At 44.2% G+C, this 15,255-nt stretch carries 16 protein-coding genes; 2 read left to right on the plus strand and 14 right to left on the minus strand.

Annotation, left to right across the window (positions count from 1 at the left end):
* Positions 1–240 precede the first annotated feature (240 nt).
* Together AB4653_RS10565 and AB4653_RS10570 are read right to left on the minus strand one after the other, a co-directional pair.
* Positions 241–1,647 carry a hypothetical protein gene (locus AB4653_RS10565; protein WP_009848669.1) on the minus strand — a complete coding sequence of 469 codons (1,407 nt, stop codon included), beginning with the start codon at positions 1,645–1,647 and terminating at the stop codon, positions 241–243.
* A 13-nt stretch (positions 1,648–1,660) separates the two neighbouring features.
* Entirely contained in the window at positions 1,661–1,885 is a 225-nt protein-coding gene (locus AB4653_RS10570) for a hypothetical protein (RefSeq protein ID WP_009848670.1), read from the minus strand.
* A gap of 258 nt (positions 1,886–2,143) precedes the next feature.
* Between AB4653_RS10570 and aqpZ the strand changes: the two genes are divergently transcribed.
* The gene (gene aqpZ, locus AB4653_RS10575) at positions 2,144–2,833 is read left to right on the plus strand and encodes an aquaporin Z (RefSeq protein ID WP_017099207.1); all 690 of its coding nucleotides are present in this window, start codon (positions 2,144–2,146) and stop codon (positions 2,831–2,833) included.
* A gap of 82 nt (positions 2,834–2,915) precedes the next feature.
* Here aqpZ and recR read toward each other — a convergent pair whose 3' ends face one another.
* The 7 genes from recR to AB4653_RS10610 form a co-directional block, all read right to left on the minus strand.
* Entirely contained in the window at positions 2,916–3,515 is a 600-nt protein-coding gene (gene recR, locus AB4653_RS10580) for a recombination mediator RecR (protein ID WP_004734155.1), read from the minus strand.
* 78 nt (positions 3,516–3,593) lie between these two features.
* Positions 3,594–3,923, minus strand: coding sequence for a YbaB/EbfC family nucleoid-associated protein (locus AB4653_RS10585; RefSeq protein ID WP_009848672.1), 330 nt, complete (start codon positions 3,921–3,923; stop codon positions 3,594–3,596).
* 152 nt (positions 3,924–4,075) lie between these two features.
* Positions 4,076–6,352: a DNA polymerase III subunit gamma/tau gene (dnaX, locus tag AB4653_RS10590; RefSeq protein WP_009848673.1), complete on the minus strand. Its 2,277-nt coding sequence runs from the start codon at positions 6,350–6,352 to the stop codon at positions 4,076–4,078.
* 18 nt (positions 6,353–6,370) lie between these two features.
* Positions 6,371–6,916 carry an adenine phosphoribosyltransferase gene (gene apt, locus AB4653_RS10595; RefSeq protein ID WP_004734171.1) on the minus strand — a complete coding sequence of 182 codons (546 nt, stop codon included), beginning with the start codon at positions 6,914–6,916 and terminating at the stop codon, positions 6,371–6,373.
* Positions 6,917–7,077: 161 nt separating this feature from the next.
* Positions 7,078–7,449, minus strand: a complete 372-nt coding sequence (locus tag AB4653_RS10600) for a YbaN family protein (RefSeq protein WP_029223120.1) — start codon at positions 7,447–7,449, stop codon at positions 7,078–7,080.
* Positions 7,450–7,523: 74 nt separating this feature from the next.
* Complete coding sequence (locus AB4653_RS10605; RefSeq protein WP_004734169.1) at positions 7,524–7,661, minus strand: hypothetical protein; 138 nt, start codon at positions 7,659–7,661, stop codon at positions 7,524–7,526.
* A 148-nt stretch (positions 7,662–7,809) separates the two neighbouring features.
* The gene (locus AB4653_RS10610) at positions 7,810–8,913 is read right to left on the minus strand and encodes a response regulator (RefSeq protein ID WP_009848676.1); all 1,104 of its coding nucleotides are present in this window, start codon (positions 8,911–8,913) and stop codon (positions 7,810–7,812) included.
* Between the two features lie 228 nt (positions 8,914–9,141).
* Between AB4653_RS10610 and AB4653_RS10615 the strand changes: the two genes are divergently transcribed.
* Positions 9,142–10,017: a LysR family transcriptional regulator gene (locus AB4653_RS10615; RefSeq protein ID WP_004734167.1), complete on the plus strand. Its 876-nt coding sequence runs from the start codon at positions 9,142–9,144 to the stop codon at positions 10,015–10,017.
* Between the two features lie 77 nt (positions 10,018–10,094).
* Here AB4653_RS10615 and purF read toward each other — a convergent pair whose 3' ends face one another.
* The 5 genes from purF to accD all read right to left on the minus strand — a co-directional run bounded on the left by purF (position 10,095) and on the right by accD (position 15,003).
* Entirely contained in the window at positions 10,095–11,609 is a 1,515-nt protein-coding gene (purF, locus tag AB4653_RS10620) for an amidophosphoribosyltransferase (protein WP_009848677.1), read from the minus strand.
* A 33-nt stretch (positions 11,610–11,642) separates the two neighbouring features.
* Complete coding sequence (locus AB4653_RS10625; protein ID WP_009848678.1) at positions 11,643–12,134, minus strand: CvpA family protein; 492 nt, start codon at positions 12,132–12,134, stop codon at positions 11,643–11,645.
* A 61-nt stretch (positions 12,135–12,195) separates the two neighbouring features.
* On the minus strand, positions 12,196–12,771 hold the full coding sequence (locus tag AB4653_RS10630; RefSeq protein WP_009848679.1) for an SPOR domain-containing protein: 576 nt from the start codon (positions 12,769–12,771) through the stop codon (positions 12,196–12,198).
* Positions 12,772–14,034, minus strand: a complete 1,263-nt coding sequence (gene folC / locus AB4653_RS10635; RefSeq protein WP_009848680.1) for a bifunctional tetrahydrofolate synthase/dihydrofolate synthase — start codon at positions 14,032–14,034, stop codon at positions 12,772–12,774.
* A gap of 42 nt (positions 14,035–14,076) precedes the next feature.
* Positions 14,077–15,003 carry an acetyl-CoA carboxylase, carboxyltransferase subunit beta gene (accD, locus tag AB4653_RS10640; protein WP_009848681.1) on the minus strand — a complete coding sequence of 309 codons (927 nt, stop codon included), beginning with the start codon at positions 15,001–15,003 and terminating at the stop codon, positions 14,077–14,079.
* Positions 15,004–15,255: the final 252 nt, after the last annotated feature.

Here is a 15,255-nt window from a genome sequence, read left to right on the forward strand (position 1 = left end):
GAGACAGACGCTCACCAGACTTCTTTCCATGAGGATGAAGGGGGAATGAAGATGTAATACTAGGCGCTGTACAGCAAGCACCACAATGAAGACGGCATTCCATAATTGGACCTTAAATAGAATCAAAGGAAAGAAGGTGGGCGATTCTATCCTAAAAATGAAATTAGCCAAGTGAAGTTATTTAATATGTACAAAAAAAGCACCTTATAAAAGGTGCTTCCAATTCATCAAAGACAGAATCTACTTTAAAATATCATGTGGCTTTGAAGACAAAAATTGCGGTGTCATTTCTGCTAAAGCCGCTTTATAGCGAGTCGATGACAATAAATCTCTAGCATCTTGCACTGTGAATTTAGCCTTCTGTCCTTGATCAACAATAGGCCCAAGCGCCATAATATGTTGAGCGCTTGCTTTTAGCTTAGGAGAAGTAACAGAAACTGTTTTGTTATTCCCGTCTTTAAATGATGCAATCACTTTCTTTGTATGGCCAGGATCAACTTGGTCACAGTTTGTAATTGGTGGGTGCGTCATAACGCCTGTTGATGATAAAAGTTGAACTACAGGCTTACCTTCTGCTATCGCTTTGATTTGACAATAAGTTGGGCTTTCACCTATCAAATTGTTTGTATTGTTAAACATGTACATAGTCCAGTCACCTGCACCACTACCTTGATCAGCTTTGTCGACATCAATGCGAGTCCAGCTATCTACCGCACCACTAAAGTCTTTTTTGACGACTAAATTTTGTGTGTCCGAAACGGCGTAAACTTTTTTACCTCCAATTTCGTATTGACCCACGTAATCTTGGTTAAACCAATTAAACCAACCTTTCGAATCAATATGCCTTCCACGGTAAGGGCCATCAAACTGGTGAAGACTTGAAAATTTAGTCTTCGTTATATGGACAGATTTACCGGTAGAGTCGAGATCTGTGACTTCATCTGTGATAAAAAACGGTTGTTCAGTAAAGCTAATTGATGTGTTCGGAGAAACACCTTTCGATGATGAGATATTGTAATCTCGGTAAGCGATGACATCGTAAGTATCAACATCCGTACTATTGATTTGCGCCTTACCTTTTACTACCTTAACCGCTTCACCAATCCATTTTCCACCATGTTTATTAAAGTAGCCTAAACGAACTGTTTCATCACTAGAGCTTGCATCAACCTTATAAGTTAAGGTTTGAAAATAACCTTGACTGTATGAACGGAAGAATCGCAGTTCATCGCCTTTCTTCGCTAGTGCTAATGCAGCCTTTTCATACTTGTCCGCTGCACACTGTTCTCCGTTTTCCGCACTATATGCCAGAACAGTACCATTGCTATTGATGCGGCAAACATATTGACCAGATAAGGCTTTAGAGTTAACTCGGCTGAGCAAAGCAGTCGCGTCACTACTGCTTACGGAACTGTTTGTCGAGAATTCCCCCAATACAGTATTAAAAGGAACCAGTTGAGCTTGTGAAGCTGCAGGTAATTTAGCTACAGCATAATCTAGAGCTATAAAGTCTACTTTTGCTTTTTGTAAACTTCCTGCCGCATAATTTACCAATTCACGAGCTTGAAAATAACCTTCTAGATTTGGCGACGCATAAACAGAAGTACCAAGAGTGGCAAGGATAATACCTATAGATAATTTCTTCAAAACTTGACTCCTACTACTTCGCTTTAAAATTGCTTGGAGACTCAAATCCTTTACCATCAACGGATAGGAATTTGTAGCCTTTCAATGTTTGAATATCGGCATCACTTACGCCTATGTCCGTATTCAGTTTCTGAGCGCTAGAACCACCACTAGTGGCAGCGCTACCGCCACCGCTGTCACCACCTCCGCATGCAGTGAGTAATAATGTCGTTACTACTAAAATCGCTAACTTTTTCATGAATCGCAGGCTCCAATAAGAATTAATAATATCTTCAACCAGTTTTATTTATTGAACAACACAATAGATCGCACTTTAGTCAGTTTCTGGAGCTTGTCGTTAAACAGTTATGGCATTTCGTTTAAAAATCACTGCAATCTCTGTCGGCTATTTGCTACCCAAAACACTCCCTTTCTGTCGCTTATATGCCCAAGATTTCACAAACTTGCTAAATCTAAACTATCTTGTTGATACTGGTACAGATTAATAAGGATCGTTATGAATAGGTATATTGCAGAAATGTTTGGTACGTTTTGGTTGGTGTTAGGCGGTTGTGGTAGTGCCGTCTTAGCCGCGGCTTTCCCTGATGTGGGAATTGGTCTACTCGGAGTTTCCCTCGCTTTTGGTTTAACCGTTCTCACCATGGCTTTTGCTATTGGCCATATATCCGGCTGTCATCTCAACCCTGCTGTTACTATTGGACTGTGGAGCGGTGGTCGCTTTGATGCCAAAGATGTCGCACCTTATATTATTGCCCAAGTGATTGGCGGTATTATCGCAGGTGGCGTGTTATTTGTGATTGCTTCAGGCCAAGCTGGCTTTGATGCAGCTGCCTCTGGCTTTGCTTCCAATGGTTATGGTGAACACTCACCGGGCGGTTACTCACTTACCGCTGCACTCGTTTGTGAAGTGGTCATGACCATGGTGTTCCTATTCGTGATCATGGGCGCGACAGATTCGAAAGCACCTGCTGGATTTGCTCCTATCGCAATTGGTCTCTGTTTAACCTTAATCCACCTTATCAGTATCCCTGTAACGAACACCTCTGTTAACCCCGCTCGAAGTACCGGCGTGGCTGTATTTGTTGGTGATTGGGCTGTTTCTCAGTTATGGCTATTCTGGATTGCACCGATTATTGGTGCCGTGATTGGCGCAATGATATACAAAGCGGTGAGAGGTTCAGATTAAGCTCAGAGAAGTGTTTTGGAATAGAAACCTTTGAGAACCATAAAAGAAAAAGCCGCTTGGTGATGGTTCACCAAGCGGCTTTTTAGATTTTATGACGACCGAGTAACGAGTGTGAAAGCGTGGTGCCATCCACTAGCTCGAGCTCACCACCAACAGGAACACCATGGGCGATACGGCTAGCGTTCACTTCATGGGCATTACATAGCTCAGCAATGTAATGTGCTGTCGCCTCCCCTTCTACTGTCGGGTTAGTCGCTAAAATAACTTCAGTGATATCACCACGACGTAAGCGGTAATCCAAGACATCGAGACCGATGTCACTTGGACCAATACCATCAAGTGGTGAAAGATGCCCCATAAGCACAAAGTAACGACCGGAATATTGACCCGTTGCTTCAATGGCTGCGATGTCTGCAGGGCTCTCTACTACACAAATTTGACCGTTATCCTGACGTTTAGGATTGGTACAAATGTGGCAGGTCTCTTCTTCGGTAAAAGTACGGCACTCATTACAATGACCAATTTCTGTCATTGCTTGGCTAAGAGCTTCAGCCAACTGCAGGCCGCCTTTTCTATCGCGCTGTAACAAATGAAAGGCCATACGCTGCGCCGACTTGGGGCCAACCCCAGGTAGACAACGTAAGGCCTCCATCAAATGCTCCAGCATATGACTGGTACGCATATATAACCGTTCTGATTTTCAAGTAATGGCCAGTTCAACACAAACCACTACGAGAATTAACCTTTAAGAATGAGTTACTTAGAAAGGCATCTTCATACCTGGTGGAAGTTGCATTCCGCCAGTTACGCCAGCCATTTTCTCTTTTTGAGTTTCTTCAACGCGACGAGCGGCATCGTTGAAAGCAGCAGCGATAAGATCTTCAAGCATCTCTTTATCGTCTTCCATTAGGCTTTCATCGATATCAACACGGCGAACGCTGTGGCTACCAGTGATCGTTACTTTTACAAGGCCAGCACCTGACTCACCTGTAACTTCCATATTTGCGATTTCTTCTTGAAGCTTTTGCATGCGCTCTTGCATTTGCTGGGCTTGCTTCATCATGTTGCCCATACCGCCTTTACCAAACATGTTAATACTCTCTGGTCTAATTGGTTTATTAAAATTAATTAAGCTATACGTGCCTAAATGGGGGTTAAAACAGTGTGATTCAACCCCTCGGTGTTCAGTTCTCAGATTTGCTTATCTGGGATGATACGCCGGTCACTAAACGTGAAAAAGTTCTAAATAGGACGAACGCTGTCTCTGTCGAGTTCTGCAGCAAAACGTCTTTCAATAAACTGTACGTTGGCATCGTTTTCCAAAGCGGTAAACGCGTCTTTCAACTTACCTTGATACAATCTTTCTCGTAGTTCTAGTGGCGTTTCTCCACCTTCGCCGATTTCAACACTCAAATGACACTCTTCTCCTAACACGGTATTGAGCGACTGTAATAGTTCGCTCTGTGCGCGATCCGTATTCAAGTGAGCTTGGCTCGCTCTTAACGTTAAAGTGATTGATGTGTCGTTTTTAGCAAACACTGAGTTCAATGCTAACTGTTCAACAAGCTTGGCTGTCTCTAGCTTTTGAATCGTGGCGGACCATTCATCTTGAGCAATCGACTCTTGAAGCAATTTATCGACCATTTCTGGTGTCTTAATATGCTCTAACGCACGCTTGATCTGAGTAGGTGTAAGCTCTTTGCTCACCTCTTTCACTACAGGTTTAGACGGTTTCCAGCGATAAGGTTCATTATCGTTGGTCACATTTTCTGTCGAAGAGGCGGTTAAAGAAGCTGGCGACACCCGCTCAGAACCACCGTGTTGCTGAGCAACTCGGTCAAGAACTGAAGTTTTAGCTGGTGTCGCTTTAGCCTTTTTTGGCGCCGAACCTTTGTTTTCTGTTGCTGCACCACCTCTACGTTGAGAACGCAATTGGTGGCGTAAACCACTCACCGGTGAAGTTGCACGCGCGGGTTGCTCTTGCGAAACAGGAGGAGAAGAAGGCGCAGCGCTTGGCTGTTGAACCGGACTTTGGCCCTGATAATTCGTTTGTTGCAGCTGAGGCTGATCTGCACCGTAACTTGGACGCTCATCATAAGCAGGTGGTACATCATACTGGCTGTGTGGATAATCCTGTTCTGGATAACCTTGGTTGCCTGAGTGATCAACGTAACCTTGCGAATCTGAATATTGGCTCTGATTCTGCTGCGGTTGCTGTTGTGCCGACTGTTGCGGTATAGCTTGCTGCTGAAGCGCCTGTTGTTGCACTTGAGGCTGTGAAACCGCTGGAGACTGAACTGGCTGTCTCGGCTCTGGCACCGGCTGACTCATTGGCTGAGCAACACTCTGAACCTGGTTCTGAACCGGATTCTGAGCTGCAGGAGCTGGCGCTGGGCTTGTCGACTGAGTCGAGATTGCCGTAGCAACAGTTTGCTCAGCAGGCCTAAATGCCAACATACGCAGAACCACCATCTCAATACCAACACGAGCGGTTGGCGATAATGGCAAGTCTTGACGACCTTTTAACACTATCTGGTAGTAGAGTTGGATGTCTTGAGGGCTTAACGTTTTGCTCAGCAGTTCCAGCCTTTCAGCATCAGGCTGGGCCTTGTCTAAAGTAGACGGCAGAGCTTGATACATCGCCAAACGGTGTAATTGAGTCGCAAGTTGACTCAGCAATCCATCCCACTCAACACCATTTTCAGCAAGAGCTTGAATACAAGCCATCGCCTGCTGAGGCTGTTTACTGCTAATCGCTTCAAGTAGGTGAATCGCTTGGTCTGTATCCAGCGTTCCAAGCATATGAGCAACAGTGTCTGTTACGACATTACCGTTACCCAATGCGATAGCTTGGTCACTCAGGCTTAGCGCATCACGCATACTGCCATCAGCAGCATGAGCAATCATCCCAAGCGCACGAGGTTCAGATGTCACATTTTCTTGTTCAAGAATATGATCGAGCTGCTCGTGGATATTATCGACACTGATCGGCTTAAGATGGAACTGCAAACAACGTGAAAGAATCGTAACCGGAAGCTTTTGTGGATCGGTCGTTGCGAGCAAGAACTTCACATACTCAGGCGGCTCTTCTAAGGTCTTTAGAAGCGCGTTAAAACTGTGCCTAGACAGCATGTGTACTTCATCGATTAGGTAAACCTTGAAGCGACCACGTGCAGGCTTGTACTGAACATTGTCCAGAAGCTCGCGGGTATCTTCTACCTTAGTACGTGAGGCAGCATCGATCTCGAGCAGGTCAACAAAACGACCTTCATCGATCTCTTTACAGGTTGCACACTCACCACAAGGGGTTGAAGTAATGCCTGTTTCACAGTTGAGTCCCTTCGCAAACAAACGGCCGATGGTCGTTTTACCGACACCTCGTGTACCGCTGAATAGGTAAGCGTGATGCAACCTATTTTGGCTAAGGGCATTCTCTAATGCTGTTAAAACATGGGCTTGACCAACCACTTCTTTGAATTTGGTTGGTCGCCATTTTCGCGCTAACGCAAGATAGCTCATGAATAATTCCGAAAAGGATTAGTGACCGTCGAATTCGCAGATGCTAAACACTTCTAGACCTAAGCCTTGTAAGCGCTTATCACCACCGATTTCTGGAAGGTTAATAACAAATGCAGCGTGTTCTACCACACCACCAAGCTGACGAATAAGCTTCGTTGTCGCTTCAATCGTACCGCCTGTTGCTAACAAGTCATCAACCATCAGCACTTTATCGCCTTCAACGATAGCATCGGTATGAATTTCTAGCGTATCAGTGCCGTACTCAAGCTCATAAGATTGTGCCACAGTTTGACGAGGCAACTTGCCCGGCTTACGAACAGGGATAAAGCCGACACCTAACTCAAGAGCAAGAGGCGCACCAAATAGGAAACCACGAGCTTCAGTACCAACGATCTTAGTAAAGCCCATGCCCTTGTATGTGTCCACTAACAGGTCTATTGTCGCTTTGTACGCGGCAGGATCTTCCATCAAGCTTGTTACGTCACGGAACAAAATACCCGCTTTAGGGTAATCAGGAATGCTTTTGATGCTTGCTTTGATCAGAGAGATTTTTTCTGTGTTCATAATCTTATGCACTTCATTAGGCCGCTTTCCAAACTCTCGTTAACGAATCAAACATCAACGCTCGGAATTAAGGAAAGGTACGATTGGACTTCATTGCAACGAGAGTCATAACTCAAATTGCTGAAATAATAAACGCCCGCTATACAAGCAGGCACACTGGCTTAATGGTAGTGATTTTCTTTGCTGTCAGCAACCAACTCATGGGTTGGAAGTCGCATAAACCATGTGAGAAGAATAACAAGTACACAAATTAGGAAAGCCTTGACCCAAATGATCGGGGCAAAGTAGATCGATAACGCAAAACTTAACAAGATAAAGAACACGCCACGCGTTTTTACTTGCTTGGTAACAGCACCGTGTTGATACCAATTGTTCAACAAGGGACCCAGCGTTTTATGCTCATGCATCCATTTGTGAACTTTGGGGTTGCTTCGCATGAAACATGCACTGGCAAGAAGGAGGAAAGGCGTGGTTGGCAGTACGGGTAAAGCTATCCCTAAAACTGCGAGAAAGATGCAAAGGCCACCAGCAATATTGAGGCTTAAAACTCGAACGCTAATTGTGGCCTCCTTGAGTTAGCTATCACCAATCGGCGACGATAACTTAACTAGAATGTTGCGTAACCATTGAATACACGGATCAACGTAAGTGTTGCTGGTAATAATGGAATCGCTAAAAATGCGGCTAAAAATCCTAAAAAGTAGAATACATTAAACGGGTCTTGAAAGTCTTTGTTATCTGCCATGATTGCTTCTTGTTTTTGTTAGTAAAGGTAAGTATCTGGCGAACCAAACCCGCTTTGCTAAATCGACATTTAACAAAAAAGGCATAGCCACACCATTTGCGCAACTATACCTTAATCAATTATTCACAAAAACCGAGGAAATATAGGGTTAATCGGTAGACCCTTGGTGTATGTCTAAACTAAAACTGGCCGATCCAAGTAGGCTCAATGATAGCTGGCAGCCCTGTTCAATCGGAAGATCCCGTGTAATGAAGTTCTTCTTACAGTTCTCACCCAAGCGCTCGCCCGCCGCAATATGTTGATTCAATTCGCCATTTGACCATTGTCCATCTAAACCCGCAGGTAAAATAGAGATAGTTCCCACAGCAAGGTCAGCAACACCAAACAAAGCATTCACCGGGGTTGAACATTTAGAGCAACGAATCCCCTTCTCCAAAATCTCCGCGATATCTTTGAGATCAACGTTAAAATCTTTTCTATTTCTGATGTAATCGTGGAATAACGCTCTCACCAACAATGTGGCCGCTGAGCCGCCGTTATCAGAAGATGACGAATCGACAAGGTAGAAAGCAAACTGCCCGTTCATCATCCACGCATAGTCGAACACAAGTGGCATCATCTCTGTTGATTGTAGTAGGCGGTAACTGCAACGCCATGAGCCTTGTCGTGTGTCTTTGTCAGGAAGCAGCGCGTGCAATAAGTCTCTTGCCGCACTAGGGTTATCTTGCAAGTGATTTAGGTGCCAATGCAGCTCTTGGTCTTCAGGGATCTCTCCGCCGTCATCAACGCAAAACCATTGGCTTGAAAAATCTCGTTGGTCTGAAATGTTATCGAACGAATCTGTTAATGTATTCGCAATCGCACTGCCTAAATGACCGTGATCCTCCAGAGGTTTGACTAAAAAGTCTTTGATACCAAATCGTAATGCTTTCGCCACATCAGACATATCATCGGTGCCAGACACAACGATCATAGGCAGTGACGGATACTCTAAACTGAGCTCTTCTACAAGCTCAATGCCATCCAGAATTGGCATTGATAAGTCACACACAATTAAATCTGGCGCTGAGTCTCTAAGCTTTTGCAGAGCGTCCAGCCCATTTTCAGCCTCAACCACTTTATAACCAATCTTGTCTAAATACGCGCTGGTTATCCGGCGAAAAATAGGATCATCATCAACCAACATAACGCATTTTTGATTGAGAGCTTCCTGAGCCGAGGTCATAACTGGCTGACTGTGAGTTTTGTACATAATCTCTAACCTCACAAAACTAAGTCGAATTATTATTGTTATCTGTTCCAAGAACTAATATAAAACTTAGTAACAAATTGCTAAATACACAAATACGTACTCTTTACTGGAAATTCGTGACAAGGGTTGGAATACTGGTAAATAGTGCAACGAATTGACGTAACGCAAACATTGATCTCACTATTACGTATAAATTAGATGAGATTGTAAACAAATGTGTCTGGATTTATGAAATTAGATGATTTAAACCTCTTTCGACTTGTCGTTGAAAATGGGAGCTACACCGCAACATCACGCAAGACTATGATTCCGGTTGCGACCATTACACGACGCATCCAAGCCTTAGAAGATTCACTAAACCTAAGACTTCTCAATAGACACGCGCGTAAACTCTCTTTAACAGAGGCAGGCGAACGTTTCTTCAACGAATGCTCTCCGTTACTGCAACGTCTATCTTCTACTGCAGAAGAACTGACTGACGTTTGTAAAGGAGCTTCCGGTAAGATTCGCATTACGGCACCCTCAAACCTGACCAAGCGCATGATGATGCCGATGTTCAGTGAATTCATGACTCAATATCCTGATATTAATATTGAGCTGATGATGAACAACCAAGCCGATCAGCTTGATCCAACCGAGTGGGACGTGATTTTCAGAGTAGGTCCACAACGTGATTCAAGCCTAATCGCTCGAAAAATCAGTGAAGTAAAAGATATTCTTATCGCAAGTCCTGACTACCTAGCGAAGAACCCGGCACCAAGTCATGCAGAAGAGCTCGCGAATCATTCGCTACTTAAAGGCTATCCGCTGATTAAGTGGCAGCTGAGTAATTCAAATGAAGAGACTGTGGTGAATAGCGAGAAAGGCCGTTTCAACGCGAATGCGCTCAATGTCGTGAGACAAGCATGTTCAGAAGGCCTTGGTATCACCCTAATGCCCGACGTTATGATCCGCGAATACATTGAAGATGGCAGCTTAGTGCAAGTCTTAGAGGACTGGAGCGCTAACCCTCGTGATATTTACATGCTTTACAACCACAAAGACCACCTGCCAGAGAAGGTTAGATTGTTTATCGATTTTGTGATCGCATACCACATTCACTAAGATTCAATCCCCTTCCCAGCAAACAAAAAAACCAGAGTCGATGCTCTGGTTTTTTATTACTCATTTTTATGAGTACGCTAAGCGCCTTCGTTATGTAGCTCTAGGTTCGCGAGATCTTGTTGGATTTCACGCTCAACCTTTGAATCGTCATTACGTAAAGAGTCTAGGAAATCTAGGTACGCTTGGTCGATATCGCCCGTTACATACTCACCGTTGAATACGGATGTATCAAAACGAGAGATGTCTTGATTACCCATACCAACTGCAGAGATTAAGTCTGGTAACGTTTGGAAAATCAAAGCATCTGCACCAATCTGCTTACAAATCGTTTCGTTATCACGACCATGAGCAATTAACTCAGTCGCGCTCGGCATATCAATGCCGTAAACGTTCGGGAAGCGAACCTCCGGAGCGGCAGAAACCATGAAGACTTTGTTTGCACCAGAATCACGAGCCATCTCAATGATCTGCTCTGATGTTGTACCACGAACAATCGAGTCATCAACCAGTAGAACGTTCTTACCTTTAAACTCAGAACGAATCGCGTTGAGTTTACGGCGAACCGACTTCTTACGTTGTTGCTGACCAGGCATGATAAACGTGCGGCCAACGTAACGGTTTTTCACGAAACCTTGACGATATGGCTTATCAATCGCTTGAGCAATTCGTAGAGCAATATCATTTGATGTTTCAGGAATTGGAATAACCACGTCAATGTCTAGGTCTGCGTACTCTTCTTTAATACGCTTACCTAACATCTCACCCATCTCAACCCGTGCGCTGTAAACCGAAATTTTATCGATGAATGAATCAGGACGAGCAAAATAAACAAACTCGAAAATACATGGGTTTAGTTGTGGGTTGTCTGCGCATTGTTTAGTGAAAAGCTTACCATCGAATGTTGCATAGATAGCTTCACCAGGAGCAACATCGCGCATAAAATCAAAACCAACAGCGTCTAACGCTACTGACTCAGACGCAACCATGTACTCTGTTTTACCGTTAATTTCACGCTTACCAAGACACAGTGGACGAATACCATGTGGGTCACGGAATGCGATCATGCCGTGTCCGATGATCATCGCTGTCACTGCGTAAGCACCACGAATAGTGCGGTGCACGTTTGCAACTGCGCGGAAAACGTCGTCTGAAGTCACGTTACCTTTTACGGTATCGATCTCATGAGCCAATACGTTTAGTAGAACTTCAGAGTCAGAGGTTGTGTTGACATGACGGCGGTCTTTTTCGAACAACTTCTCACGAACTTCGCTTGCATTCGTTAGGTTACCGTTGTGCGCCAGCGTGATGCCAAATGGAGAGTTTACGTAGAAAGGTTGAGCTTCAGAAGCACTCGAACTTCCCGCTGTAGGATAACGAACATGACCAATACCCACGTTACCTTGGAGGCGCTGCATGTGTTTTGCTTCAAAAACATCTTTAACTAAACCGTTCGCCTTACGCAGACGAAAACGATTGCTTTCTATGGTACAAATACCTGCGGCATCTTGGCCACGATGCTGCAATACCGTTAAAGCGTCATAAATAGACTGGTTTACAGGTGTTGAACCCACGATTCCAACAATACCACACATGTCCTAATCCTCGATTTTCGACATTAACTGGCGCTAGAGCGCGCCAGATAAGAAACTAGATGTTGCTTGTAAATGCTCGAAGAACGGCGCAATGATTCGGCTAAACTCCGGAACCAATTGCGAATTCTTCCACCACTCAGAACTTGGGAATGCAGTAAACGCATCCATGAAAAACAACACTGCAGAAACAATCAAAACACCACGTAAGCCACCAAAGACGACACCGAGGATTCTGTCTGTACCCGACAGGCCTGTTTTCTGAACTAGTTGCCCGATGACATAGTTAACTAAGGCACCAACAACTAACGTTGCAACAAACAATGCTGCTATCGCAGTTCCGTTTCGAAACATCTCATCTTCAATATTGGTGAAGTACATTGCTAATTTAGCGTAGTACTGGCTAGCAATAAAAAATGCTCCAAACCAAATAACAAGTGACAACGCTTCTTTAGCGAAACCGCGAACTAAACTGATCACGGCAGAGAAGCCGATCACGCCTAAAATGACAAAATCTAACCAATTCATGAATTCTTCATCTTAAGTTGGCGCGCATTTTAACAGAAAAAATGCTGACGCAAACGTTTTCTTATGGATTTAACGGTTTAAATTTGAGCAATTGGCCTTTTGAACCCGTAATTTTTTCTAATTCCTTAATTTGTCGCTCAAGTTTGGATTTAGAAACATCCGGGCCAATAATTACTCGCGTAAATGTTTTTTCTTGCTTGGTATGAGCCTGATAACCACGCTTCTGTAAATCCTTAACAACGTTTTTTGCGTTGTCAGCATTCTTCAAAGCCATCAATTGAATAATCCAAGCACTGTCTTGGTATTCATTTTTTTCAGATACCGGCTTAACCACCACCGCCACTTTATCCGCTTCTTTGTTACTGGAAGCCGACGCAGTTTGCGTATTTGACTTATCAGTACGACCACTGTCAACCACTTGCTCAACCGGAGAGTCCGGCAGTGCAATCTGATCTTCAACAGGATCGAGCACTTCAAACACTTCAACATTACTATCAAGCTCAGGCTTAATCGGAATGCTTGCAAACTCTTCTTTATAGTGGAGCTTCTTACCATCCAGCACATCGGGCAATACAATCACGCCAATGGCCACTAAAATGATGGTGCCGACTAATCGGCTTTGGAATTTACTTGCCATTTAGTTTCCTTTTTTCTGCCAATGCTCCAACACTTCACCCACGGTATGGAAAGAACCGACAACCAACACAACATCGTCATCTATAACAGAAGCTAAAGCCGCTTCAAACGCTACAACAGGGTTTGAATACTGCTCTACACCTTCAGGTAAGCTTTGACACAATTCAGCGGCTGTTGCGGCTCGTGGGCCGTTCAGCGAAGCTGGGTACCAATGTGTTGTTATTGGAGCTAATACTTCCAATGTCGCGGGGATATCTTTGTCATGAAGCATGGCGACTACAACGTGTAAATTTTTGCCTGCGTACTTCTTCGCGACTTGCTGCGCAAAGTACTCAGCAGAATGCGGGTTGTGTGCTACATCAAGCACAATCACCGGTTGTTCGCTAATTTGCTGCATACGCCCAGGAAGCTGCGCATTCTTCATACCGTTAACAACGTTCACATCACTAATGCTTAGTTCTGAAGTACCTAATGCCATCAGCGCGGTGGCTGCGTTCGGCAGCGGTAAGCTCGGGATAGGTAGCGATTCTAACTGGAATGCACCACTGCGCCAGTTCCAAGTATCACCATCTACATCATAGGTGTATTGAATCCCTACTTGGTAGAACTCAGCGTTAATATCATCAGCGTGTGCCGCAACCGTAGCTGGTGGTTTGGGTTGACCACAGATAGCTGGTTTACCGCTACGATAAATGCCCGCTTTCTCAAAACCGATCACATTAATGTCATCACCTAGCCAGTCAACATGGTCGACAGCCAAGCTAGTAATCACAGAAACGTCATGCTCAACGATATTGGTCGCGTCTAAACGTCCGCCTAGACCCACTTCTAACAATACAACGTCAACCGCTTCGGTTTGAAAAGCACGTAACGCTGCTAAAGTGCCATATTCAAAAAAGCTAAGGCTGATTTCACCACGTTCTTTCTCAATGAAATCGAAAGACTGAACCATTTTTTGATCAGACAGATCTTTGCCATTGATACGAACACGTTCGTTGTAGCGAATTAAGTGAGGGGAGCTGTAGACACCAACAGAGTAACCAGCATCCAATAGAATAGCTTCCATGAGTGCACATGTTGAGCCCTTGCCGTTGGTTCCAGCAACAGTAATAACATGTTGAGCAGGTTTGGTGAGGTTTGCCTTAGAGGCGACAGCTTGAACTCGGTCTAAACCAAGATCAATAGCGCTTGTGTGGATGTTTGATAAATAATCAAGCCACATCTCCAAAGAGGATGTGGCTTGAGGAATAGGTTGTTGACTCATCTAACTCATAACCATAATTAAGTAGGTTTGTTAGAAGGTACTTTACCCTTTTTCTGGCGCTTCTGGTACTTCATAAGCAGCTTCATTCGGTGAATCGTTCACAGAAACTACTAATGGTGAAGGCTGATTGGTCATTTTAGCAACAAGGCTTGCAACGCGCTGACGCATCTCACGACGGTCAACGATCATGTCGATAGCACCGTGGTCTAGTAGGAACTCACTGCGTTGGAAACCTTCAGGAAGGTCTTCACGTACAGTTTGCTCGATTACACGACGTCCAGCAAAACCGATAAGCGCTTTTGGTTCACCGATATTGATATCGCCAAGCATTGCTAAACTTGCAGAAACGCCACCCATTGTTGGATCAGTCATTACTGAAACAAACGGTAGGCCTTTCGCAGATAGACGCTCTAGAGCAGCACTGGTTTTTGCCATTTGCATGAGAGACATCAATGCCTCTTGCATACGAGCACCACCACTTGCCGAGAAACAAACTAAACCACAGTTGTTCTCAATAGCTGCATCTACCGCTTTCACAAAACGAGCACCAACAACAGAACCCATTGAGCCGCCCATAAATGAGAACTCAAAAGCACACGCAACGATAGGTAAACCAAGCAGTTCGCCTTTCATTGCAACTAATGCGTCTGTTTCACCACTGTTCTTTTGAGCAACAGAGATACGTTCTTTGTAACGCTTAGAGTCTTTAAACTTCAGCTTGTCTTGTGGCTCAAGATCAGTACCTAGTTCAACACGCTCACCTTTGTCTAGGAATGTATCCAGACGGCGACGTGCTTTCATACGCATGTGATGGTCACATTTTGGACATACTTCTAGGTTACGCTCTAGTTCAGCATGGTAAAGAACCTGCTCACAAGAAGTACATTTAGTCCAAACACCCTCAGGGATTGACGCTTTACGAGATGTTACGATGTTGCTTTTTTCTAAAATCTTTTCAAGCCAACTCATGGAAGACCTTTTTGTTTCGATTCCTCCGCTTGATTGCGAAAGAAATAAATTTGGGAATTATGCCGGGAATTAAAGCACATAAAACAGCGACTGTAGATAAAAAACTGGTTGTACCTATTTTCCGTGACTATTTTACGCACGAAACCGTAATATTTTTTGAACCTAAGTCTCACATTTAGTTCAAATTATCCGGCAAAAATAGAGGGCCAATAGGCTCTCTTGGTAGTCCAAAATGTTCAGGATAATCAACCC

The organism is Vibrio sp. 10N.222.48.A3 (assembly GCF_041475345.1).
Lineage (GTDB): Bacteria > Pseudomonadota > Gammaproteobacteria > Enterobacterales > Vibrionaceae > Vibrio > Vibrio tasmaniensis_A.

Bases quoted from the DNA above. Each gene is read 5' to 3' on its own strand.
- accD (WP_009848681.1), bottom strand. From the start codon at position 15,003: ATGAGTTGGCTTGAAAAGATTTTAGAAAAAAGCAACATCGTAACATCT.
- AB4653_RS10585 (WP_009848672.1), bottom strand. From the start codon at position 3,923: ATGTTTGGTAAAGGCGGTATGGGCAACATGATGAAGCAAGCCCAGCAA.
- purF (WP_009848677.1), bottom strand. From the start codon at position 11,609: ATGTGTGGTATTGTTGGAATCGTGGGTTCAACACCTGTAAACCAGTCT.
- AB4653_RS10625 (WP_009848678.1), bottom strand. From the start codon at position 12,134: ATGAATTGGTTAGATTTTGTCATTTTAGGCGTGATCGGCTTCTCTGCC.
- apt (WP_004734171.1), bottom strand. From the start codon at position 6,916: ATGAACACAGAAAAAATCTCTCTGATCAAAGCAAGCATCAAAAGCATT.
- AB4653_RS10605 (WP_004734169.1), bottom strand. From the start codon at position 7,661: ATGGCAGATAACAAAGACTTTCAAGACCCGTTTAATGTATTCTACTTT.
- aqpZ (WP_017099207.1), top strand. From the start codon at position 2,144: ATGAATAGGTATATTGCAGAAATGTTTGGTACGTTTTGGTTGGTGTTA.
- recR (WP_004734155.1), bottom strand. From the start codon at position 3,515: ATGCGTACCAGTCATATGCTGGAGCATTTGATGGAGGCCTTACGTTGT.
- dnaX (WP_009848673.1), bottom strand. From the start codon at position 6,352: ATGAGCTATCTTGCGTTAGCGCGAAAATGGCGACCAACCAAATTCAAA.
- AB4653_RS10610 (WP_009848676.1), bottom strand. From the start codon at position 8,913: ATGTACAAAACTCACAGTCAGCCAGTTATGACCTCGGCTCAGGAAGCT.
- AB4653_RS10615 (WP_004734167.1), top strand. From the start codon at position 9,142: ATGAAATTAGATGATTTAAACCTCTTTCGACTTGTCGTTGAAAATGGG.
- folC (WP_009848680.1), bottom strand. From the start codon at position 14,034: ATGAGTCAACAACCTATTCCTCAAGCCACATCCTCTTTGGAGATGTGG.
- AB4653_RS10570 (WP_009848670.1), bottom strand. From the start codon at position 1,885: ATGAAAAAGTTAGCGATTTTAGTAGTAACGACATTATTACTCACTGCA.
- AB4653_RS10630 (WP_009848679.1), bottom strand. From the start codon at position 12,771: ATGGCAAGTAAATTCCAAAGCCGATTAGTCGGCACCATCATTTTAGTG.